This is a genomic window from Peteryoungia rhizophila (assembly GCF_004912145.1).
GTDB lineage: Bacteria > Pseudomonadota > Alphaproteobacteria > Rhizobiales > Rhizobiaceae > Allorhizobium > Allorhizobium rhizophilum.
Window position 1 is genome coordinate 1 of record NZ_STGT01000006.1, and the last position, 24,185, is coordinate 24,185.

Genomic DNA, 24,185 nt, shown 5'->3' on the forward strand with positions numbered 1-24,185 from the left:
GCTTTGGCAGGGGTGGTGGAGGCACTTTCAGGCGGTGTCCGATTGACACGGACTGCTCAAAAAGCAGACTCGTGACGCAGGCAGGTGCCACTATTTTCTTCAATAGGCTCTTGACCTCCTGCGTGCCGACGGACATAAGAATGGCGAACCGTACCGTACGGTACCAGGAGCCGGCCATGTCGATCGACAATCAGACCTCGGAATTCACGCCACGCCAGAATGCGGTTCTGGCCGAGGCCCTGCGTCTGCTCGTGGAGGGCGGCGACAAGGCCGTCACGACAGCCGGTCTGGCACGCGCTGCCAATTGCTCCAAGGAAAGCCTCTACAAGTGGTTCGGCGACCGAGACGGCCTGCTGTCCGCGATGATTTCCTATCAGGCGAGCAAGGTTCGCACCTTTGAGCGGCCGGGCGAGCGCCTGACGGTGGCCACGCTTACGGAGCATCTCGACGTTTTCGCACGCGACCTGCTCGAAGTTCTGGCCGGCGATGTGTCGCTTGCTCTCAATCGGCTCGCCATCGGCCAGTCGAGCCGCGACGGCTCCAAGCTCGGGACCCTGCTTCTCGAGCGTGGCCGACGGCAGATCGATCGCCGGGCGAGGGCGCTGCTCGACGCCGGCCAGCGCGACGGTCTCTTGCGCTTCGGTGACGGCGAAGACGCCTATCGCACGCTTTACGGCCTCATCGTCAGTGACCTGCATGTGCGCATGCTGCTTGGTGAGGCGCCACAGACCCACAAATTCGGCGCCAGGGCGACAAAGGCAGTTTCCGCCTTCCTCGCCCTTTACGGCACCGACCGCGTATTGGCGGGCCTCGACGGGGCATCCCGTTCCGGCTCGCCGACCAACAACATCCACCACAACTGACACAGCATAGGGAAGGACACTACAATGCGCGTCTATTACGATCGTGATGCGGACTTGAACCTGATCAAGTCCAAGAAGGTTGCCATCATTGGCTACGGTTCGCAGGGCCGCGCGCATGCGCTGAACCTGAAGGATTCGGGCGCACAGAACCTCGTCGTTGCCCTGAAGGCGGGTTCGCCGACCATCAAGAAGGCCGAGGCCGACGGTCTCAAGGTCATGACGGTCGCCGAAGCTGCTGCATGGGCCGACCTGATGATGATGGCGACCCCGGACGAACTCCAGGCCGACATCTACAAGGCCGACATCGCACCGAACATCCGCGACGGCGCAGCGATTGCTTTCGCCCACGGCCTCAACGTTCACTTCGGCCTGATCGAGCCGAAGTCGACCGTCGACGTCGTCATGATCGCTCCGAAGGGCCCCGGCCACACGGTTCGCGGCGAATACCAGAAGGGCGGCGGCGTTCCCTGCCTCGTCGCCATCCACCACAACGGTTCGGGCAACGCCCTTGAACTCGCTCTGTCCTACGCCTGTGGCGTTGGTGGCGGCCGTTCGGGCATTATCGAAACCTCGTTCAAGGAAGAGTGCGAAACCGACCTCTTCGGCGAACAGGTCGTTCTCTGCGGCGGTCTGGTCGAACTGATCCGCGCCGGCTTCGAGACGCTGGTCGAAGGCGGCTACGCGCCTGAAATGGCCTATTTCGAGTGCCTGCACGAAGTGAAGCTGATCGTCGACCTGATCTATGAAGGCGGTATCGCCAACATGAACTACTCGATCTCGAACACGGCCGAGTGGGGCGAATACGTCACCGGTCCGCGCATCATCACGGCTGAAACCAAGGCTGAAATGAAGCGCGTCCTGCACGACATCCAGACCGGCAAGTTTACCTCGGACTGGATGCAGGAATACCGTGCCGGTGCTGCCCGCTTCAAGGGTATCCGCCGCATGAACGACAGCCACCAGATCGAAGAAGTCGGCGCAAAGCTGCGTGGCATGATGCCGTGGATCGCCAAGAACCAGCTGGTCGACAAGGCCCGCAACTGATCTCATCTTAGAGACGAAACGAAAGCCGGGAAGGGCAACCTTCCCGGCTTTTTCTCTTTCAGTCGGCAGGGCTTCCTTCAGCGGGAGCCGGCGAGATGTTCTGCCCGGTCAGATGCGCATACGCGATCGCGACCGGCAGCCTTGGCCTCGTACAGGCGATGGTCGGCACGGGCGATCAGAGTGCGATCGTCATCGGACGGCTCTGCGATTGCCACGCCGATGCTCACCGTCAATGTGCTCGCGTTACCGTTACGCGTCGGGAGCGAAAGGCATGCGACGCTCTCCCGCAGTTCTTCCGCGAATGTCTCTGCTTGGATGGCCTCGTCGTCCTGGAGAATGATGGCAAACTCCTCGCCGCCGTATCTTGCGGCAATGTCATCGGACGGGGTGACCAGGCCAGCCAGAAGCTGGGCGATGGTCCGCAGACACTCATCGCCGGCCTGATGCCCGTTGGCGTCGTTGAAGCGCTTGAAGTGATCGACGTCGATCAGCAAGAGGGCCAGTGGCCGACCGGTTTCGCGCATCAGGAGGAGACGGCGATGCAGTTCATGATCGAAGCCGCGTCGGTTCTCCAGTCCCGTCAGGGCATCGGTGCGTGCATGGCGGTGCAATTGTTCGTTCGCCTGGATCAGCTTTGCATTGCTCTCGGCCAGCGCCTTGACCAGGACCCGTGTTTTCCTTTCGGCCGCGATGCGTTTCTCGTCCATGGCAATCAGCCGGACCATGTAGCTCGCGAGGAAGCCGACATAGGCAGCACAGATCGGAACCATGATCCAGTTGCCCTCGCTGATAGCGGCCGCGTTGACGATGGCCGTCACGATCACGATGACCATCAGCGTCGAGCGGGGGGCCAGATAGGCGCGGGCCGCACTCGACTGGACGATGCCGCAGCCGACGGCGAGCACGACTACCTGCGTGTCGGGACTGCCGCCCGTGTAGAGGATCGCAAGTGCGGTGCCCCAGGCCAGGCCGGAGACGAGGGACAGTGGGACGAACCGGTCCACCCACAGCTTCAGCGGTTCGTGGGCTGCGCGTCGGCGATAGGCGTAGTCGCCCCATGCCCTGAGCCCGACTTGCATGACGAGGATCACCGTGACAATCCCAACCTTGGTCGTTTGCCCCTCGGCATAGGGCAGAACCGAAGCCGACAGAATCGCGACGGCGGCAATCAGATGAGGGACGATGCTGTAGAGGATCGCGAGATAGTCCCAAGGGGGATCCGTCTCGTCGTCGGCACCGAGGATTGGGAGGGTAAGTTTTTGCAGCAGCAAGACTTCAGTCCTTGAGAATCCCGAAGAAGTATAGGGGAGCCGTCGGTTGGTTGCAGAGCGAACTCTCGAACAAATCCAACATGGTTTGCAAATGCTAAATTTCTGAGACCAAGAAAAACCCTGATAGGTCAGTATTGTTGACCTATCAGGGTTTTCGTGCTCTCCTGGCGCCATAACAACAAGCCTCGAGGAAACGCCGATGCTGAATTGGGACCACGTCTTCGCCACGCGTTCGTCACGCATGCGCGCATCCGAAATCCGCGAATTGCTGAAGCTGCTCGACAAGCCGGACATCATATCGTTTGCCGGGGGGATCCCCGATCCGGCGCTCTTTCCGCAGGCGGAGTTCGCCCAGGCCTATGCCGAGCTGTTTTCGGATGGTCGGGCGGGCGCGGCGCTGCAATATTCGGTGTCGGAAGGCTATCTTCCGCTTCGCACATGGCTGACGGAGGAGATGGGCCGGCTCGGTATCGCCTGTGACGTCGACAACATCTTCATCACGTCGGGATCCCAGCAGGCGCTCGATTATCTCGGCAAGCTGTTCATTTCACCCGGCGACACCGCGCTCGTCACATGGCCGACCTATCTCGGCGCACTGCAGGCCTTCAATGCCTATGAACCGACCTATGACCAGCTCGGTCTCGGCAATCGCACACCCGAGAGCTACCGTGCCGCGGCCGAGGAGCAGGGGAGTGCGGTCAAGTTTGCCTATCTCTCGACGGACTTTGCCAATCCGACCGGGCAGACGGTCAGCCTGGAGGAGCGCGAGCGCGTGCTTGCCATGGCCGACGAACTCGATATTCCCGTCATCGAGGACGCGGCCTATCAGCATCTGCGCTATGACGGCGAGGCCATCCCGCCGATCCTTTCGCTCGATATTGCCCGTAGCGGCGGCATCGATGCCTGCCGGACGATCTATTGCGGCAGCTTTTCCAAGACGCTGGCCCCTGGCCTGCGTGTCGGTTACGTGGTTGCCGCCAAACCCGTGATCCGTAAGCTGGTCCTGATGAAGCAGGCGGCCGATCTGCATTCCTCCACCATCAACCAGATGGTCGTGGCCGAAGTCGCACGGAAACATTTCCCCGCGCAGATCGCGAAAATCAGGGCAGCCTATGTCGCGCGTCGAAATGCCATGCTGTCAGCCCTCGAGAGACACATGCCTGCCGGTACGCAATGGACCCGGCCTGAAGGCGGCATGTTCGTCTGGGTGACCCTGCCGGCGGGGATGGACGGTGCTGAACTCCTGGCGCGTTCGGTCGAAACGGAAAAGGTGGCCTTTGTGCCCGGACAGGCCTTCTTTGCAGATCGGTCGGGCACCAACACGATCCGGCTCTCCTTCTCCTGCGCGAGCGAAGCTATGATCGAGGAGGGGATAAAGCGGCTCGGACGGCTCGTGGGAAGCACGCTGCTTCAAGCGGCCTGACCGGCCAGAACCGTCACGTGTGGTTGCGGAGGCGGAGAGGGCGTGGTTCAGTGCGCCCGATCCACATGCCTCGAAGCACAATGTCATGGGTGTTCATGTCCATTCGCATCGCGACCTTCAACATCGAGAACCTGATCGCCCGTTTCGATTTCACCGGTTTCCGCAACCAGTTGAGATCGGACCGGGTGATGAAGCTGTTCGACATCAAGTCGGAAGCCGACTACCAGCGGCTTGAGGCGGCAAGGGTCATCTCGTCCACTGACGATACGCGACAGCTCTCGGCGCTCGCGATCGCCGACACTGCGGCCGACATCCTCTGCCTGCAGGAGGTCGACAACATGGAGGCGCTCAAGGCCTTCGAATACGGCTATCTGTTTCGCATGGTCGGCTCGGGCTATCGGCAGAAATACCTTGTCGAGGGAAATGACAGCCGCGGCATCGATGTCGCGGTGCTGATGCGCGAGGAGACGCGCAACGGGCAGCGTATCGAATTGCGCGACGTCACCAGCCATGCAGCGCTCACCTATCACGATCTCGGGCTTTACCATCCGGGCCTCGGGCCCAATGTCCGTCCCGACGACAAAATCTTCAAGCGGGACTGCCTGGAGCTCGACCTGCGTATCGGCGGACGACCGCTGACCGTCTACGTCGTGCATTTCAAATCGATGACCAATGGTCGCGACGGCGTCGACGGGCGGACCTCGACCATGCCGATACGCGAGGCCGAGGCGAAGGCCGTGCGCCATATCATTGAGAACCGTTTCGGCCGCGACCATGCGAGCCAGCGCAACTTCGTCATCTGCGGGGACATGAACGATTATCAGGAAAAGGTCGATGTCATCGGTGACCGCCGCCATGGTTATGACTATATCGTACAGTCGGACCTGCCGAGCGCGCTCGACGTCTTCTCGCATGACGGCTTTGCGGAGAACGCCATGCGGCGGCGGGATCCGCTCGACCGCTGGACGCTCTATCATGCGCGCGGACCGGAAGAGCAGCATCTTTGCCAGCTCGACTACATCTGGCTGTCCAGCGGGCTCGCTGTGGCCAATCCGACAGCCATGCCCGAGGTGATCCGCAACGGTCAGCCATTTCGCACACCCTTTCCACCGGGGCAGGAGGTCGAGCGCTACCCGCGGATCGGCTGGGATCGGCCAAAGGCCTCCGATCATTGCCCCGTCGCCATCACGCTGCACCTGCCATGAGCGAGGACTTGATCGATGACGTCGGTCTGCCGGCCGATGGCAGCCTGCATGTCGTGCACTCCCTCGATTTGCTCGTCTCTTCAGAGCCTCATCCGCTGGATCTCCTGGCGGCCGAGGCCGTGGCGGAAAACTGGCAGCGGGAGATTGCGGCCAACCCCGCTCTTTTCAATGGCCGGACCATCCTGCAGCGACAGATCCGCTACTCTGACGGGCATCTGACGGCCGAGGGCCATGTATCGAGATTCGCCACTTTTCTTTGGTGGCGGCGGCAGGCGGGGCTGGCTGGCGCCTGCCACCTGTTCGGCTATCCCGTCATCGTCTCGTCCGACGGCGCCCTGATCGCAGTTGAGATGGCGCCGCATACCGCCAATCCGGGCCAGGTCTATTTCGCCGCCGGTTCGCTCGATCTTTCCGATGTTGTCGACGGGCGTTGCGACATCGAGGGCAATATGCGGCGCGAGGTGATGGAGGAGACCGGGCTCGACCTGGGCGCTGCAAGGGCTGATCCGGTTCTTTACGCCAGCTATCGGTCGAGGCGGCTGACGCTTCTGAGGGTTTTCGAGTTTTCCGAGACTGCCGACGACCTCGTTGCGAGGATCGACACCTTTGCGCGCGATTGCGCCGAGCCGGAGATATCACGGGCGGTCGCGATCCGGAGCGGTGATCCTGGGGCGCATCGATACGGGCTGGCCATGCTGCCGATTCTCGCCTGGTATTTCCGCGACAGGGGCTGATCCCTCCTCGACTTGCCTTGCCGTGCCGCCTCGGGCAGTGTGTGCCGCGAGCGTGACCTTCAACGGAGAACGGCCCGTGGCGAGAGACTATGCCATCTACGACGTGTTTACCGACCGCAAACTGGCAGGCAATCCGCTTGCGGTCATCTTCGATGGCGCAGGCCTTTCCGATCAGGCCATGCAGGCGATCGCCGCCGAGATGAACCTCTCGGAGACGGTCTTCATCCTGCCGGCGGATCATGCATCCCATACGGCTCGCATTCGTATCTTCACACCCGGTCGCGAGCTTCCCTTTGCCGGTCACCCGACGGTTGGTTCAGCCATTGCGCTCGCGGAACGGACCTATCATGGCGATGCGGCCAGCATGGATATCGTATCGGTGCTGGAGGAGACGGTGGGGCCGGTTCGTTGCGCCGTGCGTGTGCGTCCCGGAGAGGCGAGTTTCGCCGAATTCGATCTGCCACGCATGTCGGTCAGTCATCCGCAGCATCAGCTGGACCGCCAGGGGCTTGCCGACGCGCTTTCGGTCAAGGCCAGCGCCATCGGCTTCGAAAACCATCTGCCGATGGTCTGGAGTGCCGGTGTCCCATTCTTGCTGGTGCCGCTGCATGACGTGGCTTCCATGGAAAGTGTCGACTTCGATCCGCAACTCTGGGAACGGGTTGCGCCCCTGAGCGAGGGACGGCTCACATCGGCTTACGTCTACTGTCGCGGTGGCGTGCATCATGCCGCCAAGTTCCATGCGCGGATGTTTTCTCCCGACATGGGCATATCAGAGGATCCGGCCACGGGCTCGGCGGTCGCAGCACTTTCTGGAGCGATCCATCATTTCGACGGATTACCGGATGGGCACCACCCGATGATGATCGAGCAGGGGGTAGAGATGGGACGCCCCTCCTACATCCATCTGCAGGTCGAGGTGAAGGATGGCGGCATTTCTCGCGCGCGGATCGGCGGGCAGGCTGTTCGTCTGGCGACGGGAATTCTGGACCTTTGAAAATAAAAGACAATTTCCAGTTTTTGAAATTTTTTTGACCAAAGGGCCAAGATTTTTGGCGGTGGCGCTAGACAAGGTGCATGATCCTGTTTATACGCCCGGTCACGCCACCGGAAACGGCGGCGTCGGCACCGGAAAGCGGCGCAGGCGGGTGATTAGCTCAGTTGGTAGAGCAGCTGACTCTTAATCAGCGGGTCGTAGGTTCGAGCCCTACATCACCCACCAAATTCTCCTGGAAATCAATATGATGGAAAATCAGGCTAGCTTAGGTTCAGCCTCACCGAGTGGTGTTGCTGTGCGCTCGGCGCGTCATTTTAGGTCGACATATCTCGTCGCAAGTTCGACGCCTGTCACAGGGTTTCAAGAGAGTTAGCCGAGCAAGGGAATTATCGACCGACGATAGGACCCTGCCGACGACCTGCCGAACGGCCGCGTTCGGCAAACGTTCCCCTCACCAGTCGCCAGTGTTCCTGCTCTGTATCGGAATTGCGTGCCAAATCGACTGTGATGCCCTGTGGATAACTGTGGACAACTCCGATAGCCGGCTCAGCGTGTCGTACCGAGCCGTGCCTGGGGCAGGACATACGGGATCGCGGCTGCCGGCAGCCGCCCGACCGTGCCCGCGATACCGTAGACATGGGCAATGGTCTCGTCGTCGATCGTGTCCTTCGGGCTTCCCTCGCGCACCAGCCGGCCGTGGTGAAGGATCGCCAGATGGTCGGCGAATTCTGCGGCCAGGTTGAGATCGTGGAGGATCGCGAGCACCACGCCGCCGCGCCTCGCAAAGTCACGCGCGAGTTCCAGCACCGAGATCTGGTGGCCGATATCGAGGCTCGCGGTTGGCTCGTCGAGAAAGATCGCGCGGGGGCGGCCGTCTATGTGCGGTTCCGGCATCTGGGCGAGCACGCGTGCGAGTTGCACGCGCTGCTGCTCGCCGCCGGACAGGGCGTTATAACTGCGACCCTCGAAGCCGGCGAGGCCAACGCGCACCAGGGCCTGACGTGCCGACAAGTTGGGATCACAGCTTCCATGTGCGACCGCGCCCATACGCACCACTTCCAGCGCGGTGAAGGGGAAGGAGAGGGCGGTGGATTGCGGAAGGACGGCCCGCTCACTGGCGAGGTCCAGCGGGCTGAGTGATGCGATCTTGCGATCTGTGTAAAACACCTCACCGCCATCCGGACGCAGTTCGCCGGACAAAGCCTTGAGCAGTGTCGACTTTCCTGCCCCATTCGGTCCGATGACGACTGTGAATTTGCCAGCCTCCAGCTGCAAACTGACCTTTTCGACGAGATTGCGTCCGCCACGGCGGATGGTGACGTCGTGCGCACGGATCATCACAACCCCTCCATGGCCTGGCGTCCCTGTTTGCCAAGCAGCAGCATGAGAAAAACCGGCGCTCCGAGGATTGCCGTGATGATGCCGATCGGCAGTTCTGCCGGGGCCGCGATCGTGCGCGCCACCGTATCGGCGAGAAGTAGGAGGGCTGCTCCGCCAAGGGCCGAAGCCGGCAGCAGAAAACGATGGGCCGGGCCGATTGCGAGCCTGAGCAGATGCGGGACGACGATGCCGATGAAACCGATCGAGCCGGCAGCGGCAACTGTCGCGCCACAGGCGGCGGCAACCGCGAGGATCGTCATACGCTTCAACCGTTGCACGGGCACTCCCATATGGAAGGCAGCCGCATCGCCGAGAATAAGGGCATCCAGGCCGCGGGCGACGAAGGGTATGATGGCCAGCACGAAGAGGACAAAAGGCAGGATCGCCCCGATCTTGGCTGTCGTAGCACCACTCAGCGAGCCCAGCGACCAGAAGGTGATGTCGCGCAGTGCCCGGTCGTCCGCGATGAAAATCAGCAGGCCCGTCGCCGCACCCGTCATTGCGGCAATCGCGATGCCCGAGAGGATCAGGGCCGTCGTCGAGGTCTGGCCGTTGCGTGTGGCGATCGCGTAGAGAAGAAGGGTATTGCCGAGGCCGCCGAGGAAAGCCATCAGCGGCAGGAACTGTCCGCCGAAGAAAGCCTGCAGCGGAAACAACAGGGTCGGCCCGAGAACGATGGCGATGACGGCCGCGAGCGCCGCGCCTGAGGTTACGCCGACAATGCCGGGATCGGCGAGCGGGTTGCGAAAGAGGCCCTGCATCATCGCGCCGGAGACGCCCAGCGCCGCGCCGATCAGCAGGCCCATGCCGGTTCTCGGCAGGCGGACCGCCTCCAGGATGATCAAGTTCTGCTGGTCGAGCGATGCGCCGTTACCGGTCAGGTAGTCGATGAGATGCGGGAGCCCGACACCCGTCGGGCCGACCACGATCGAAACCACGATGGCGGCGGAGAGAAGAAAGGTCAGCAGGCCGATGACCAGGATGCCGAGACCGGAGCGGTCTCCATCGCGTCTGCCAATGGACGACATCAGGGCCAGTGTGTTCACGGTTACTGCGCCTCCGGATAGAGCAGGGCGTTGAGGTCTCGTGCAGCGTCTGCGGCGCGCGGCCCGAGGCCGAGCAGGTAGAGACCGTCCATTGTCAGGAAGGCCTTGTTGCGGCCGGCGGGTGTGGCTGCCAGCGCCGGCAGTTCGAAGGCCTTCTCTGCCGTCAGGTGCTGGGCTCCTCCGCTCATCACAAGTACGACATCAGGGGCGGCTGCGATCACGGCCTCATCGGTAAGCGGCTTGTAGCCGGAGATGGTTGCCACCGCATTCTCGCCGCCAGCGAGGCGGATCATCGCGTCGGCTGAACTCTGGCTGCCGGCCGCCATCACGCGGCCATTGGCAAGCGAGAGCGCGAACAGCACCTTCTTCTTCGGACCTGAGGCCGCCTGCGCCTTGGCTTTGATCGCCTCAAGGCTCATTTCGACCGACTTGGCCAGTTCCTCGGCCTTATCCGTCCGTCCGATGGCTGCCCCCACGGCACGGATCTTGTCGGGGATGGCCGAGGTCTCGGGTGGCGAGGGAATGCTGACGAAGGATAGGCCGCTCGCTTTGAGAATATTGATGGAATCGACCGGGCCGGCGCCTGATTCTGCGATGATCAGATCCGGCTTCTGTGAAAGAACGCCTTCAGCGGAGATCTGCCGGACGTAGCCGATATTCGGCTTGGACGTGGCTTCCTGGGGGTAAAGGCTCGTCGTGTCGACGGCCACCACACGGTCGCCTTCACCCAGCGCATAGATGATTTCCGTGACCGTGCCGCCGATCGCGACGATGCGCTCCGCATCCTTGGCGACAAGCGTCGAGGGATCGAGCAGGGACAGGCTAAGGGCGAGGGTGGCAGTGGCGGAAAGCACCTGGCGGCGCGAGGAACGAAGGGACAAAAATGACACGTACAAACCTTTGATCCGGGCGACAGCAGGCCGGCCATTCGCCTCCTTCCGATCGCCAATGATGAGACTGTCATGCCGGGAATAGGCCCCGACATTTAACTTGACTGCGATACACAAGTTTAAATAGGAAGGCAACAGAGCGTGGTCGTTCCACCGCGGTGGATTTCGCAGTAAGCTGCTGTCCGCATACGTGCACGACCTCGACTGATCAGCATCTTGCAGAGAGGGATACAGACCCATGTACATCGCCATGAACCGTTTTCGCGTCGTCCCGGGCTTCGAAGAAGCCTTCGAGAACCAGTGGAAGGCGCGTGAAGGCCGTCTGGCCGAAATGCCCGGCTATATCGAGTTTCACATGCTGAAGGGCCCCAAAGCCGAAGACCATACGCTGTATGCATCGCACACCGTGTGGGAGAGCCATGCCCAATTCGTCGCCTGGACGAAGTCGGAGCAGTTCCGCGCCGCCCATGCGCGTGCCGGCGAAAGCAAGGTCCAGTATCTCTCGGGCCCGCATTTCGAAGGCTTCGACGTGATCATCCACGAAGACCGCTCTGGCAAGCGCTCCGCGTCCGAAGCTGCGTGAGGGCGAGATGGATACGCTGACCCAGACGACTGACGAAAGGTGCCAGCGGGCGCTCGCTGCGCTGGCCGAAAAACCTGATGGCGTGATCGAGCAGATCGCGGCGAAGGCCGATGTCACGCCGGCCGAAGTCCTCGCCATCCTTCCCGAGGGTGCGGCCATCCTGGTGCCGTCGGAGGGCTGGGAGCCGATCTGGAAGGATCTCACCTCCTGGGGCGAGATCCTGATGATCGTGCACACTGAAGACATCGTGCTCGAAGTCGAGGGCAGCCTGCCGGAAGGCAGTGAAGGCCATGGCTGGTTCAACATTCATGGCGACAGCCCGATCGGCGGGCATATCCGCAAGGAGCGCTGCGTTTCGATCGCCTTCGTGGATCGCGGCTTCCACGGACGTCGTTCGTGTTCCGTATGGTTCATGAATGCCGACGGCAGGGCCATGTTCAAGGTCTTCGTTCGTCGCGACAAGGAGCGCAATCTTCTGGAAGACCAGGTGTCGCGCTTCGAAGCGCTGCGCCAGGCGATCGTCTGAGCAATTCCATCATGGCCGCCGGTCGGCTTCGACCGGCGATCATGGCCTTTAACCCGTTCTTTCTTTTGCCTTTAACTGGATCTATTGTTCCGTCGAATTCATCCACCGACTGGACCCCGTCTTGATCCTATTCCGTTCGTTTTCCCTCGTCGTGGCGCTCTTTTTGCTCGCCCCGGGTTCCTCGCCCATTTTTTCTGCGCAGTTCGTCATGGCGCAGGACAGCAATCCCGCACCGGCTGCCTCTGCACCGGAGACACCTGCATCGCCAGACGCGACGTCCGTACAGCCTGTGCAGCCCTCAGCCGCTCCAACCGTGCAAGCTGCTCCACAGGTCGCAGCACCGCCGCGCGACGAACAGATCGTCGCGGCCGAGCGTCGCATCGAAGAAGAGCGGTCGCGTCTCTCCGCGCTTCGGGCGCAGGTCGAGAAAAATCCCGAGGAAGACGGCCTTCTGGCTGATGTGAAGGTCAAGGTCGATGCCCTCGTGCGCGACGCGCTGGCAATCTCGGTCGATCTGCGGCCGCGCATCGACGACATCCAGGCGCGATTGACCGAATTGGGCGAGCCGCCGGCAGAGGGGCAGCCTCCAGAAAGTCCGAGTGTCACGGAGGAGCGTGCTCGCCTCAATGCCGCCCGTGCCGAAGTCAATGCTTTGACCGGCCAGACGGAGGACCTCTCCATCGAGGCGAAGGCGCTTGCCGACCGGATTTCCAACATCCGACGCGCCCTTTTCACCAGCCGTTTGTTCGAGCATACCGAGATCAATGGAAGCGTTGTTGAGGAGGCGTTTCAATCCTTTTCCGCAGACGCGACGCGCGTTCAGCGCAGCATCACCAGCTGGTTGACCTTCGTCTTCAAGTTCAAGGCGCTGCCGCTGGCGATCGCCGTGCTTCTGTCGATGGCGCTCGCGTCTCTCATCCTCTTCCTCGAATACCGCCTGTTCGGCCGGATTAACCGTCGGGACACGTCGATCGAAGACCCGTCCTATCTCAGCCGCTTCTCGGTGGCATTCTTCTCGACAATCCTGCCGTCATTGGCGCTCAGCTTCTTTCTGTCCTCGACCTACTTCCTGCTCGATACGTTCAATGTGCTCAGGTCCGACATCTCACCGATCGTGGCGTCCATCTTCGGGCTGATCGGCCTCGTCTTCTTCATCACGGCGATCTCGCGAGCGGTGCTGGCACCGGCGGCGCCCAATTGGCGGCTGGTCCGGCTCTCCAACAAGGGGGCGCGCGACCTCAGCATCGCGATCTTCCTCATGGCCCTGGTAAACGGGGTGGACTACGTACTTTCGGTGATCAGCGAGACCTACAGTTCGCCGGTCGTGCTGACTGTGATGAAGAGCTTCACTTCTTCGCTCGTCGTCGGTTTCCTGCTGCTCGTCGTTTCATTTCTGAGGCCGGTCCTTGCGCTCAGCGGCGATCCCTCGGCGCGGGGGCGACCATGGCCACGGGCGGTGTCGATCACGCTGCGGCTGATCGGCGCAATCCTTATACTGGCTGCCAGCATCGGTTATGTCGGGCTCGCCCGTTTCCTTGCGACCCAGATCGTGCTGACCGGCGCGGTCGTGGCGACCATGTATATCGGCGTCTTGACCGGCAAGGCGATCTCCGCGCCCAATCAGTTCGGTGAAACGCGTGTGGGCCAGTTCATCGGCCGCCGCTTCCGCCTCTCCGCCGTCGGGCTCGATCAGAGCGGGATTGCGGCTGGCCTATTCATCTATGTGTTCGCGCTGATTACCGGCGTGCCTCTCATCCTCATGTCCTGGGGTTTCCAGCCGCGCGACCTGCAGCTGTGGCTGTTCAATCTCTTCACCGAGATCAATGTCGGCACGATCCGCATCTCGATCTTTGGAATTCTCGGCGGTGTGCTGCTCTTCGCGTGTGGTCTTGTCATGACGCGCTGGTTCCAGAAGTGGCTGGACGGAAATGTCATGGCGCGCTCACATGTCGATGGTGGCGTGCGCAACTCGGTCAAGACGGGTGTTGGTTATCTAGGTACCGCCATCGCCGGGATCATCGGCATTTCCGCGGCCGGCATTGACCTTTCCAGCCTGGCCCTGGTCGCCGGTGCTCTTTCGCTCGGCATCGGTTTCGGTTTGCAGAACATCGTGTCGAACTTCGTCTCAGGCCTCATTCTCCTGGTCGAGCGGCCGTTCAAGGTCGGTGACTTCGTCATCACCGGTGTCAACGAAGGCATCGTCAAGCGCATCTCGGTGCGCGCGACCGAGATCGAGACGTTCCGCCGCCAGTCGATCATCGTGCCAAACTCGGAACTGATCAACGCACCGCTCGGAAACTGGACCCATCGCAATCGGGTCCAGCGCTCCGAGGTGCCGGTTAGCGTGGCCTACGACTCGGATCCGCAAGAGGTGATCGACCTGCTGCTCGAAATCGTCACCGAGCGCGATGACGTTCTACGCAATCCGGAGCCGCATGTCGAGTTCCAGCGCTTTGGGGCATCCTCGCTCGATTTCGAACTCCGCTTTCATCTTGCGGATTTCGGCGAGGGTTTGCGCGTGCGAAACGAGGTGCGTATCGAAATTCTGCGCCGGTTCCGCGCCCGCGACATCGTCATGCCCTTTGCGCATCAGGAGGTCATGCTGCATATCCAGGATCGCGACCGCGACGCATTGCTACGGCGCGGCTCTCGCACAGCGGATATTCCGTCCGATGGTCAGGAGGAATTGTTTCCGGCGCCGGATGATGACAAACTCCTGCCATGAACGTCGCATTCAGCCGCCATTCAGGCACAATGCGGCACAAGAGGGGCAGGAGCGATCGGGATAGCCGACCGCCTATGAGAGGACGGAGCCTTCGGTTCCGCTGTGGGCATGAAGCAGTTCTATGCGCAGCTGGTTGTCGTAATGGGTAGCGTGCTAGTCGCCGGACCGGGGCTCGCCGCCTCGATCCAAAATGTAGGGTCCTCGGCCGTTGTTCTCGTCGTCGTCGAGGATGGCAACAAGACGGAGGTTGCGCTGGATGCCGGCGGGTCGGATACGATCTGCGCATCTGGCTGTTTCCTGACGCTGCCCAATGGCGACCGGATCGGTCTGGCTGGCGGTGAAACGGTCGAAATCAAGGACGGGGTCGCTACGATCAAGTGATCGATTCAAGGAGAGATCGTTCCTTATACCCCGATATTCCGAAATGCTTAACTATGACTTTGTCCAGGCGTGGCGACAGTTGCTCAATTAACGCTTCCGCAAAGGGCCTTTGATAGGTGTCTTGTTATCGAACAGGTCACACAGAAGGCAAGTCATGGCAGTTCTCGGCGTATCTGGAATGCAGTATTCGGGAGAAACCTTTCCCGATGTTCGGATCGTTCTCGGAGAGGACTCCAACGTCTTCACCCAGATGATCAGTCAGCGCCTCAAGGAACTGATGGGCGTCGACATCGAAATCTGCAGAACCTTCGAAGATCTGCAAATGGCCAACGAGCTGTCGGACGAACCGGTTAAGCTCGCGATCTCGAACATCAATCTCCCGGGTGCCGAAAACGGCGAAGCGCTCGAATATCTGATCGACTGCAACATCCCGACCGTCGTCTTCACCGGCACCTTCCAGGACGAGATGCGCGAGAAGCTGCTGGCGAAGGACATCGTCGACTATATCCTCAAGGACAATGTCTTCGCGGTCGAGATGCTCGCGGAATCAGTCTACCGGTTCCTGACCAATCATCGCCATCATGTGCTCATCGTCGATGACAGCCCGACGGCGCGTGCGCTGCTGTCGAGCCGTTTGCGCCGCTACAATTTCCGAGTGAGCCTTGCAGACAGCGGCGCGAAGGCGATCGAAATTCTGAAGGCCAATCCGGACATCGGCCTCGTGGTCACCGACTACAACATGCCCGACATCGACGGTTTCGAGCTAACACGGCGCATTCGTTCGGTGCGCGGATCCCATGAACTGCGCATCATCGGCGTTTCATCTTCGACGAACCGTCTCTTGTCGGCGCGTTTCTTGAAGGTTGGCGGCAATGATTTCATGTTGCGCCCCTTCATCGACGAAGAGTTCTACTGCCGCGTCAACCAGAATCTCGACACGCTGGTGCAGATTAAAGCTGCGCAAGCCCGCAAAAAATAGGTGCGACTTATAATCAACGTCGCTACAGTCCTGCTATTGGGGGAGATCGCTTATTAAGCGATCTTGGTAGAATGGCAGGTAATTTATGTATTTTCCTGAGCAGATTTATGCGCGCGAGCCGTCGATGCAGCGCAGTCGGGCCGAGCAGGGGCGGATTCTGATTATCGAGGACTCGCGATCTTTGTCCTCGATCATGCGCCACAAACTCGAGAATGATTTCTTCTGCCAGGTAACCCAGTGTGCCTCCGCAGACGTCTTCAGGGAGGTCATGCAGGGCGGCCAGACTTTCGACGTGGCGGTCGTCGATCTCAACCTGCCGGGTGCCTCGAATGGCGAAGTGCTCGATTCCGTGATCGCCGAGCGTATTCCGGCCGTGGTCTTCACCGCCGATTTCGATCGGGACCTCCGCGAGCGGCTGCTGCAGAAGGGGGTCGCCGACTATCACGTCAAGAACAATGAGAATGCGATCGACCTGGTCATTTCCTCGGTCGTCCGGCTTCTCGGAAATCGCGATGTCGGCGTGCTCGTGGTCGATGACCTGCCGTCTGCCCGCACCATGCTGGCAGACCTTCTGCGGGTGCAGAAATTCCAGGTCTACGAAGCGTCAACAGGTTACCAGGCGATGGATATCCTCGCGCGCCAGCCGCATATCGAGTTGGTGATCACCGACTATCATATGCCCGACATGGACGGTTACGAGCTCACACGGCGGATTCGACGCGAGCACAACAGCGACCGGCTCCGCATCATCGGTATCTCGTCGTCGGCCGATCGGCTTCTGTCGGCGAGTTTCCTCAAGGCCGGTGCCAATGATTTCGTCTACCGGCCCTATGTCATCGAAGAACTGCAATGCCGGATCCAGCACAATATCGAGACGCTGACACAACTCCGGCAGCTGCGTGTCGCGGCCTTCAGTGACTATCTGACGGGTTTGCCAAACCGGCGCTATTTCTTCGACGCGGGGCCGGCACAGGTCGCTGGTCGGCTGGAGCGGGGAGAGCCCTGCTGCATCGCCATGCTCGACATCGACCATTTCAAGAAACTGAATGACACCTATGGTCACGAGATCGGCGATCGCGTGCTCCAGGCGGTCGGCACGAAGCTCGCCCGCAGGCTGGAGGGAAGCGGACATCTCCTGGCGCGGCTCGGCGGCGAGGAATTCAGCGTGCTGATGCTGGGGCTCGATGTCGAAGCCGGTTCGGCACTCTGCGAAACCCTGCGGGAGGAGATCGAATCCCTGCGTGTCGCGTTGGACGATCAGGACTTGAACGTTACGATCTCGATCGGGCTCGCCGAGATCGCCGGACGCGAAAGTTTCAGCAATTATCTCGCCGCCGCCGACCAGCTGCTTTACCTCGCCAAGAGTTATGGTCGTAACAGGGTCTACTCGGAAACCATGTTGTCCTGATTCGTCTGCAATCGGGCACTGGTCGCGCCGAAGCTGGGTGCCTATATGTGGGCGACCTTCCGCAGACCGGAGTGCCCTCATGGCCCCCATTATCTCCATAAATTCCCTCTCCAAGACCTATTCCAACGGGTTCACGGCCCTGGACAATGTCAGTTTCGACATAGAAGAGGGCGAGATCCTCGCGCTTCTTGGTCCGAACGGCGCCGGAAAGACGACGCTGATTTCGATCATCTGCGGCATCACCAATCCAAGCGGCGGGCAAGTGACAGTCTCCGGCCACGATGTGGTGACCGAGTTTCGCAAGACGCGGGGCGAGATCGGTCTGGTGCCGCAGGAACTCACCACCGACATGTTCGAGACCGTCTTCAACACTGTGAGCTTTTCGCGCGGCCTTCACGGCAAGAAGCCCGATCCTGCCTATATCGATCAGGTCCTGAAGGATCTCAGCCTCTTCGAGAAGCGCGACAACACGCTGCGCGAGCTTTCGGGCGGCATGAAACGGCGGGTGCTGATCGCCAAGGCGCTGTCGCACCAGCCACGCATCCTGTTCCTCGACGAGCCGACGGCCGGCGTTGACGTCGCGCTGCGCAAGGACATGTGGCAGCTTGTCGAGCGCTTGCGCAAGACCGGCGTCACGATCATCCTGACCACCCATTACATCGAAGAGGCGCAGGGGATCGCCGACCGGGTCGGTATCATCAACAGGGGCAAGCTGCTGCTCGTCGAGGAAAAGAACGCCCTGATGCGCAAGCTCGGGCGCAAGCAGCTGACAATCGAACTGCTCGAGCCGATCGACGCCATTCCGAAGAGCCTCGATAGTTATTCACTGACGCTCGGCGAGGGCGGCAAGGAACTGGTCTACGACTACGACCTGGGAAGTGGAGACGGCGAGATTGCAAGGCTTCTGCTGGCGATCGATTCAGCCAACCTGCGGTTCGAAGACGTGTCGACCCGCCAGACTTCCCTCGAAGATATCTTCGTCTCGCTGATCGGAGAGGCCGCATGAATACCGAAGCGATCAAGTCCATTTATTTCTACGAAATGGCAAGGACCCGCCGCACCCTGTTGCAGAGCGTGATTTCGCCGGTCCTGTCCACCGCACTCTATTTCATCGTCTTTGGCGCAGCGGTCGGATCGCGCATGCAGGAAGTGGGGGGCGTCTCCTATGGCGGCTTCATCACGCCCGGACTGATCATGCTGGCACTGATCACGCAATGCATTTCGAACGGATCGGTCGGCATCTATTTCCCGAAATTCACCGGGACCATCTACGAGATCCTGTCGGCACCTATCGCCATGAGCGAAATCCTGATCGGTTATGTCGGCGCTGCGGCGACGAAGGGTATGATGATCGGCATCATCATCCTGTTCACCGCGATGTTCTTCGTGGATCTGCATATCGCCCATCCAGTGCTGATGCTGCTTTTCATGGTGCTCACAGCGATCACCTTCAGCCTTGCCGGCTTCATCATCGGCATCCTGGCGAAGAATTTCGAGCAGCTGAACCTCGTGCCGTCGCTCGTTGTGCCGCCGCTTACCTTCCTCGGTGGTACATTCTACTCCATCGACATGCTGCCGCCTTTCTGGCGGGCCGTCAGCCATCTCAATCCGGTTCTCTATCTCGTGAGTGGCTTCCGCTGGAGCTTCTTCGAGGTCTCGGACGTGCACCCCTTGATCAGCGTGGCCATGATCGGAGGCTTTTTGGTCGCCTGCCTCGGTTTCCTCGTCTGGATCTTCAAGACCGGATACAAGCTTCGGCCCTGAGCGACGGTCAGTCGCGCAACCTGAGTTCGTCCGTCTGCATCTGCATCGAACTCAGCGTCGATAGGAAGCTCATGCCGAGAAGGCTCTGGTCGAGCAGGCCTTCTTCCAGGACGACGGCTTCTACATTGGTGCGCACGATCGATCCGAGCCTGATTTCCGGGATGCGCAAAGGGGCCGCGGACGCGCGCCCGTTGGCCGTCAGCACGGTGCGCGTGAAGCTGAGGTCGCCGGGATCGATGCCCATGCGCATGGCGTCCTCGTAGCGGAGAGCCACCGAACTCGCCCCGGTGTCGATGAGCACGGGAACCGAGACCGGACCCATGCCGACGGATGTTTCGAAATGTCCGCCGAGGGTCTTGTGAAGCACCACTTCCGAACGACCGTCTGCGGTCGTCACGCTGACCGCGCGCCCCGGCATCAGGCCGGCGAGAACCCGTTCGCCGATGCTTTGGAAGTCGCCACGATAGAGGTAGCCGGTGACGAGGGCGAGCGCGATCAAGACCCAGATCGCCATCTGCCGTAGGCTCTGGCCGAGATTGCGCCGGCCGAGCACGATACCGGCGGAGATCATCAGCAGGATCGGAAGCGCCACGACCATTCGGCCGAAGTCTTCGTTGTCGACGCCGAAACTCTGCCCGCTGTCATGATTGACGACGAGGATGGCAAGACCGATGGCGAGAATAGCAAGGCCGATAACAAACCGCATCAGCCGCCCTCGCGCTCGCGCACCATGCGGGTACGGCGCGTCTCGCGGCGCGGTTTCCGCTCGACGTTTTCAAGGCGGGCGGGAAGTTCGGCCATGATGGTTCGGCGCTCGAGGCTGGTATAGGTCGTCCACAACCCGATCTCGTCCCGCGTGCGTCCGCAGCCGAAGCATAAGCCGGTCTTGTCATCGATCGAACAGATGAGAATGCAGGGAGATTCCATCGCGAGCCCTTTGGTTTCGCTTCTATATCGGGTCTCTAAACTATGATGGCAAGGGTGAGGAGGAAGGCGATCTCGGAGAGTTGTTGGCTTGCACCGATCGTATCACCCGTATGACCGCCGAGACGTTTTCGGCAATGCCGCGTGAAGACGAGCACCCCGGCCAATGCGAAAGCACAGGCGAGAAACCAGGCATGAAAGGCCAGCGTGAAGATGACGAGAGCGGCCGTCATCGTCGTGCCCAAGACATAGGCTGTGCGCGCGGCCTCTCTGTCCGGTGTGCCAGCCGAGGCCGCCACACCATCCGTACGGGCCGAGGGCAGGGACGACCAGTGCCAGACCAGCAGCGTCCGAGACAGGACCGCTGCTGCCAGCCAGGATAAGCCCGCCGCCAGTGGCGGCAATCCTGCGGTCAGGATCGTGAGGGCTGCAACACGGATCGCAACCGACAGGATCAGCGCAAGCGCGCCATAGGTGCCGATCCGGCTATCCTTCATGATCGCGAGCGCCTTGTCGCGGCTACGGCCGCCGCCCAGACCATCGGCGGTATCAGACAGGCCATCTTCGTGCAGAGCGCCCGTCAACATGATCTGCAAGGTCACTGCGATGAGTGCGACGAGGACGGCATCGGCACCGGCGGCCGAAAGGACGCCGATCACCAGCGCGGCGGGCAGGGCGACTACGAGGCCGGCAACGGGGAAGGCTGCGATTGTGCGGCGCAGGCTGCCATCATGGCCGGCGAAATAGTGATCCGGCACGGGCAAGCGGCTCAAAAAGGAAATGGCACGGGCCGTTTCCGTCAAAAGGTTTTCGACGACCTGCATGATCCCCGTTTTCCGTATTCAGGCATTCGTTTCCGTCCTCGACCGGTTGCGTCGTTTTTTGAGTTGAGCGGCACGGGTCCGGTCAGTATGAGAGAGGCCACAAAGCCTGATTTGCTGGAAGAATACAAGGAAGCCCGATCCATGAGCGTCACCGGCCTGCCATTCGACGATTTTCGCGCCCTGCTGCGCGATCTGCCGGGACCCCATACCGCCGCGTTGGTCGCCGCGCGCGAGCGTGACAAGCAATTGGCGAAGCCGCCGGGTGCACTTGGTCGCCTCGAGGAGATCGCCATGTGGCTCGCCGCCTGGAGCGGCCGTGCGCCGGCGGTCAACCGACCGCTGGTCGCGATCTTCGCTGGCAATCACGGCGTGACCAAACACGGCATCACACCTTTCCCGCCCTCTGTCACCCAGCAGATGGTCGAGAACTTTGCCGCCGGCGGTGCTGCGATCAACCAGATCTGCGTGACGCATGACCTCGGCCTCAAGATCTTCGATCTCGCACTCGATTATCCCACGGGTGACATCACCTGCGAGCCGGCGCTCTCCGAGCGCGACTGCGCTGCGACCATGGCGTTCGGCATGGAGGCGATTGCTGGCGGAACCGACTTGCTCTGCATCGGCGAGATGGGGATCGGCAACACGACGATAGCCGCTGCGATCAATCTAGCGCTCTACGGCGGCGAGGCGGAAGACTGGGTTGGACCTGGCACCGGTTCCGAAGGCGACGTGCTGGCGCGCAAGGTGGCGGCCGTGAAGCAGGCTGTCGCCTTCCACCAGGAGCATCTGTCGGATCCGTTGGAAGTGTTGCGCCGTCTCGGCGGTCGCGAAATCGCCGCCATGGCCGGCGCCATTCTGGCTGCCCGCATGGAGAAGATCCCGGTCCTGGTCGATGGTTATGTGGCAACCGCCGCAGCCTCTATCCTGAAAGCTGCCAATCCGTCGGCGCTCGATCATTGCCTGATCGGCCATGTGTCCGGTGAGCCGGGCCATCTGCGTGCGATCGAGCGCCTCGGCAAGACGCCGCTCCTGGCACTCGGCATGCGGCTCGGCGAAGGCACCGGCGCCGCGCTTGCAGCCGGCATCGTCAAGGCTGCGGCTGCCTGCCATACCGGCATGGCCACGTTCGAGCAGGCGGGGGTATCCAACAAGTCGCATGAGTGATCGTAAGACAAAGAAGAGCGGTGCCGAGCCGCTCGCCTCCACTGTCATCCAGAAGAAGACCGGCGTCGCACATCTGTTCGCGGCCGCGCAATATTCGGCGCAGGGCTTCAAGCGCCTGATCCAGGAATCGGCCTTCCGGCACGAATTGCTGGGCTTTGTCGGCGGGCTCGTCGTCTTCGCCGCGATCGGCGCGAGCCTGTTCGAATTCCTTGGCTTCATCGTGTTGATGATGCTGATGTTCTCGGTCGAAGCCCTGAACACGGCAATCGAGGAACTGGTAGATCGCATTTCGCCCGAAATCTCGACGGTCGGGCGAAATGCCAAGGACCTCGGGTCCTTCGCCGTGTTCTGCCTGATCATCGCCAATGCGGCATTTGCAGTCTATGTCGTGGTGAGCCGGCTGTTCCTCGCCTGATCAGGCGAACTGCCGGCGGCGCGGCTCGACGGCCTTGACTTCGCTGATAGCGGGGAGGCTTTCCAGCACGCGGCTCGACGGCAGGATGGCGACGACTTCCGTGCCTTCGCGCAGCTTCGACTTCAACTTGAACTCGCCGCCATGCTTGGACAGGATCGCTTGGACGATCGGCAGGCCAAGGCCCGTGCCCTGCTCGGCGCTCTTGATCGCGATCGAGCCCTGACCGAAGGCAGAGAGCACGACCGGGATCTCGTTTTCCGGGATGCCTGGGCCATTGTCGCGGATTGAGACATATTGTCCGCCGCCCGCCGTCCAGCCGGCCTTCACGACGATCTCGCCACCCTGGGGGGTGAATTTCACCGCGTTCGAGAGGAGGTTCAGGATGACTTGGCGCAGAGCCTTTTCATCGGCCCAGAGCGACGGCAGATCACGTTCGAACTGTTCCTCGATGCTGATGTTCTTGGACTTGGCGCGCAGCTGGATCATGCCGATGCAATCTTCGGCCAGTTCGAGCAGCGAGACGCTCTCCTCGCTCAGCTCGTATTTGCCAGCCTCGATGCGCGACAGATCGAGGATCTCGTTGATGAGTTCGAGCAGATGGCTGCCTGACCTGTGGATGTCGCCGGCATATTCTTTGTAAAGCGGGTTGTTGAGCGGTCCGAGCACTTCCGTCGCCATGACTTCGGAGAAGCCGAGGATCGCGTTGAGTGGCGTGCGGAGTTCGTGGGACATCGAGGCGAGGAAGCGTGATTTCGCCATGTTGGCTTCCTCGGCGCGGCGGCGTGCCTCGTCCGAGAGAGACTTTGCGACTTCCAGTTCCGCAATCAGGTCGTCCTTCTCCGTCTGATAAGAGAGGAGTTTCAAATTGGCCTGATGGAGACGGCTGGTAATGTAGATGAAGAAGATGAGGGCCGTGGTGAAGACGGCGGTCAGGCCCAGATCAAGGATTTTGTGGCCGGTGCCCGCGACATAGGTGAGCGCCACAACCGTCGGCAGGAAGCCGAACAGTACGGCCTGGCGGAGAAGCATGCTGGCCATGGCGGTGATCGAGAGTGCAAGGAGCAATACGGCGCCCTTGTAGAAGATGAAGGCGGTCGGGTTGCAATTGGTGCAGTCCTGCAGGGCGAAGATCGCCCAGGACATGCCCATGGCGACCTGCGACAGAAGCAGGATGCGCCGCCATTTGTGCTGGTTGTCGATGGTGATGTCGTGCTTGGAGGCGCGTCTCACCAGCAGGATGCCGATCGCATGCATGGTGAGCGCGAAGAGACCCCAGACTAGGAAATGCGGCTGTGCAGTGAAATAGGCTCCGGAGGCTGCGATCAGGAGCGTGATGATCGGGATGACGGCTGCGCCTTGCAGGGAGGCGGCCACATGCATGCCGAGCATCTCTACGTCGAAGGCAGGCGAAGATCCCAAGGGAGATTGCAGTCGCTCTCGGGTTGCACGGACGGCACGTGTCGTTGCCCTGTTGCGCGAGCTGCGCGTCAGGTCCAGAACGTTCTTGTCCGCCGATGTGTCTACGCCGTTACTCATTGCGTTGCAGTCTTCCGCGCCTTGCTTGAACCCTAGCGGCGAATTCTTAAGAAGATCCTGTCTTGGAAGGATTTGTTTGCCATGTGTGAAAAGGATTCGTTCT

Annotated in this window: 23 protein-coding genes, 1 tRNA gene and 1 pseudogene; 17 read left to right on the forward strand and 8 right to left on the reverse strand. The window is 61.1% G+C overall.

The window, feature by feature from the left end; translation table 11 throughout:
* Positions 1-176: 176 nt before the first annotated feature.
* On the forward strand, positions 177-863 hold the full coding sequence (locus E9677_RS21225) for a TetR/AcrR family transcriptional regulator (protein ID WP_136560313.1): 687 nt from the start codon (positions 177-179) through the stop codon (positions 861-863).
* A gap of 24 nt (positions 864-887) precedes the next feature.
* Complete coding sequence (gene ilvC / locus E9677_RS21230; RefSeq protein WP_054151077.1) at positions 888-1,907, forward strand: ketol-acid reductoisomerase; 1,020 nt, start codon at positions 888-890, stop codon at positions 1,905-1,907.
* Positions 1,908-1,984: 77 nt separating this feature from the next.
* On the opposite strand, the gene E9677_RS21235 is transcribed toward ilvC, so the two are convergent.
* Positions 1,985-3,178, reverse strand: a complete 1,194-nt coding sequence (locus E9677_RS21235; protein ID WP_168801291.1) for a GGDEF domain-containing protein — start codon at positions 3,176-3,178, stop codon at positions 1,985-1,987.
* A gap of 199 nt (positions 3,179-3,377) precedes the next feature.
* On the opposite strand from E9677_RS21235, the gene E9677_RS21240 reads away from it, so the two are divergent.
* The 5 genes from E9677_RS21240 (at position 3,378) to E9677_RS21260 (ending at position 7,762) form a co-directional block, all read left to right on the forward strand.
* Positions 3,378-4,601: an aminotransferase-like domain-containing protein gene (locus E9677_RS21240; protein ID WP_136560064.1), complete on the forward strand. Its 1,224-nt coding sequence runs from the start codon at positions 3,378-3,380 to the stop codon at positions 4,599-4,601.
* A gap of 95 nt (positions 4,602-4,696) precedes the next feature.
* Entirely contained in the window at positions 4,697-5,806 is a 1,110-nt protein-coding gene (locus E9677_RS21245; RefSeq protein WP_136560065.1) for an endonuclease/exonuclease/phosphatase family protein, read from the forward strand.
* The gene (locus E9677_RS21250) at positions 5,803-6,540 is read left to right on the forward strand and encodes an NUDIX hydrolase (RefSeq protein WP_136560066.1); all 738 of its coding nucleotides are present in this window, start codon (positions 5,803-5,805) and stop codon (positions 6,538-6,540) included. The genes E9677_RS21245 and E9677_RS21250 overlap by 4 nt, the downstream gene beginning before the upstream one ends.
* 76 nt (positions 6,541-6,616) lie before the next feature.
* Positions 6,617-7,537 carry a PhzF family phenazine biosynthesis protein gene (locus E9677_RS21255; protein WP_136560067.1) on the forward strand — a complete coding sequence of 307 codons (921 nt, stop codon included), beginning with the start codon at positions 6,617-6,619 and terminating at the stop codon, positions 7,535-7,537.
* Between the two features lie 149 nt (positions 7,538-7,686).
* Positions 7,687-7,762: transfer RNA gene (locus E9677_RS21260), tRNA-Lys, on the forward strand.
* A 321-nt stretch (positions 7,763-8,083) separates the two neighbouring features.
* Here E9677_RS21260 and E9677_RS21265 read toward each other — a convergent pair.
* The 3 genes and pseudogenes from E9677_RS21265 to E9677_RS21275 form a co-directional block, all read right to left on the reverse strand.
* Positions 8,084-8,851 (reverse strand): annotated as a pseudogene (locus E9677_RS21265) (heme ABC transporter ATP-binding protein); the annotation flags it as partial.
* A 23-nt stretch (positions 8,852-8,874) separates the two neighbouring features.
* Complete coding sequence (locus E9677_RS21270; protein WP_408014770.1) at positions 8,875-9,945, reverse strand: FecCD family ABC transporter permease; 1,071 nt, start codon at positions 9,943-9,945, stop codon at positions 8,875-8,877.
* A 20-nt stretch (positions 9,946-9,965) separates the two neighbouring features.
* On the reverse strand, positions 9,966-10,853 hold the full coding sequence (locus E9677_RS21275) for a heme/hemin ABC transporter substrate-binding protein (RefSeq protein WP_235883061.1): 888 nt from the start codon (positions 10,851-10,853) through the stop codon (positions 9,966-9,968).
* Between the two features lie 238 nt (positions 10,854-11,091).
* Here E9677_RS21275 and E9677_RS21280 point away from each other — a divergent pair, with 238 nt between their 5' ends.
* From E9677_RS21280 to E9677_RS21315, 8 genes are all read left to right on the forward strand, one after another.
* On the forward strand, positions 11,092-11,436 hold the full coding sequence (locus E9677_RS21280; protein WP_136560070.1) for an antibiotic biosynthesis monooxygenase family protein: 345 nt from the start codon (positions 11,092-11,094) through the stop codon (positions 11,434-11,436).
* 7 nt (positions 11,437-11,443) lie between these two features.
* Positions 11,444-11,962 carry a heme utilization cystosolic carrier protein HutX gene (gene hutX, locus E9677_RS21285; RefSeq protein WP_136560071.1) on the forward strand — a complete coding sequence of 173 codons (519 nt, stop codon included), beginning with the start codon at positions 11,444-11,446 and terminating at the stop codon, positions 11,960-11,962.
* Positions 11,963-12,170: 208 nt separating this feature from the next.
* Positions 12,171-14,687, forward strand: coding sequence for a mechanosensitive ion channel family protein (locus E9677_RS21290; protein WP_235883062.1), 2,517 nt, complete (start codon positions 12,171-12,173; stop codon positions 14,685-14,687).
* A 108-nt stretch (positions 14,688-14,795) separates the two neighbouring features.
* Positions 14,796-15,068: a hypothetical protein gene (locus E9677_RS21295; protein ID WP_408014765.1), complete on the forward strand. Its 273-nt coding sequence runs from the start codon at positions 14,796-14,798 to the stop codon at positions 15,066-15,068.
* Positions 15,069-15,222: 154 nt separating this feature from the next.
* Complete coding sequence (locus E9677_RS21300) at positions 15,223-16,047, forward strand: response regulator (RefSeq protein ID WP_136560073.1); 825 nt, start codon at positions 15,223-15,225, stop codon at positions 16,045-16,047.
* Positions 16,048-16,171: 124 nt separating this feature from the next.
* Positions 16,172-17,455, forward strand: a complete 1,284-nt coding sequence (locus tag E9677_RS21305) for a response regulator (RefSeq protein WP_136560074.1) — start codon at positions 16,172-16,174, stop codon at positions 17,453-17,455.
* A 79-nt stretch (positions 17,456-17,534) separates the two neighbouring features.
* Positions 17,535-18,461 (forward strand): ABC transporter ATP-binding protein, encoded by a 927-nt coding sequence (locus E9677_RS21310; protein ID WP_136560075.1) that lies wholly within the window; start codon positions 17,535-17,537, stop codon positions 18,459-18,461.
* Positions 18,458-19,219, forward strand: a complete 762-nt coding sequence (locus E9677_RS21315; RefSeq protein WP_136560076.1) for an ABC transporter permease — start codon at positions 18,458-18,460, stop codon at positions 19,217-19,219. Before E9677_RS21310 ends, E9677_RS21315 begins: the two co-directional genes overlap by 4 nt.
* A 7-nt stretch (positions 19,220-19,226) precedes the next feature.
* Here the strand turns inward: E9677_RS21315 and E9677_RS21320 are convergent, their stop codons facing one another.
* Genes E9677_RS21320 through cobS form a run of 3 tightly spaced genes read right to left on the reverse strand, consistent with a single transcriptional unit; the run spans position 19,227 to position 20,967 of the window.
* On the reverse strand, positions 19,227-19,928 hold the full coding sequence (locus E9677_RS21320) for a retropepsin-like aspartic protease family protein (RefSeq protein WP_168801304.1): 702 nt from the start codon (positions 19,926-19,928) through the stop codon (positions 19,227-19,229).
* On the reverse strand, positions 19,925-20,146 hold the full coding sequence (locus E9677_RS21325) for a DUF1289 domain-containing protein (RefSeq protein ID WP_112243197.1): 222 nt from the start codon (positions 20,144-20,146) through the stop codon (positions 19,925-19,927). The genes E9677_RS21320 and E9677_RS21325 overlap by 4 nt, the downstream gene beginning before the upstream one ends.
* A 35-nt stretch (positions 20,147-20,181) precedes the next feature.
* A complete protein-coding gene (cobS, locus tag E9677_RS21330; protein ID WP_136560078.1) occupies positions 20,182-20,967 on the reverse strand; it encodes an adenosylcobinamide-GDP ribazoletransferase in 786 nt (261 codons plus the stop codon).
* Positions 20,968-21,108: 141 nt separating this feature from the next.
* Here cobS and cobT point away from each other — a divergent pair, with 141 nt between their 5' ends.
* Positions 21,109-22,131: a nicotinate-nucleotide--dimethylbenzimidazole phosphoribosyltransferase gene (gene cobT / locus E9677_RS21335; RefSeq protein WP_136560079.1), complete on the forward strand. Its 1,023-nt coding sequence runs from the start codon at positions 21,109-21,111 to the stop codon at positions 22,129-22,131.
* The gene (locus E9677_RS21340) at positions 22,124-22,546 is read left to right on the forward strand and encodes a diacylglycerol kinase (RefSeq protein ID WP_136560080.1); all 423 of its coding nucleotides are present in this window, start codon (positions 22,124-22,126) and stop codon (positions 22,544-22,546) included. Before cobT ends, E9677_RS21340 begins: the two co-directional genes overlap by 8 nt.
* Here E9677_RS21340 and E9677_RS21345 read toward each other — a convergent pair whose 3' ends face one another.
* The gene (locus E9677_RS21345) at positions 22,547-24,082 is read right to left on the reverse strand and encodes a sensor histidine kinase (RefSeq protein WP_136560081.1); all 1,536 of its coding nucleotides are present in this window, start codon (positions 24,080-24,082) and stop codon (positions 22,547-22,549) included.
* Positions 24,083-24,185 lie beyond the last annotated feature (103 nt).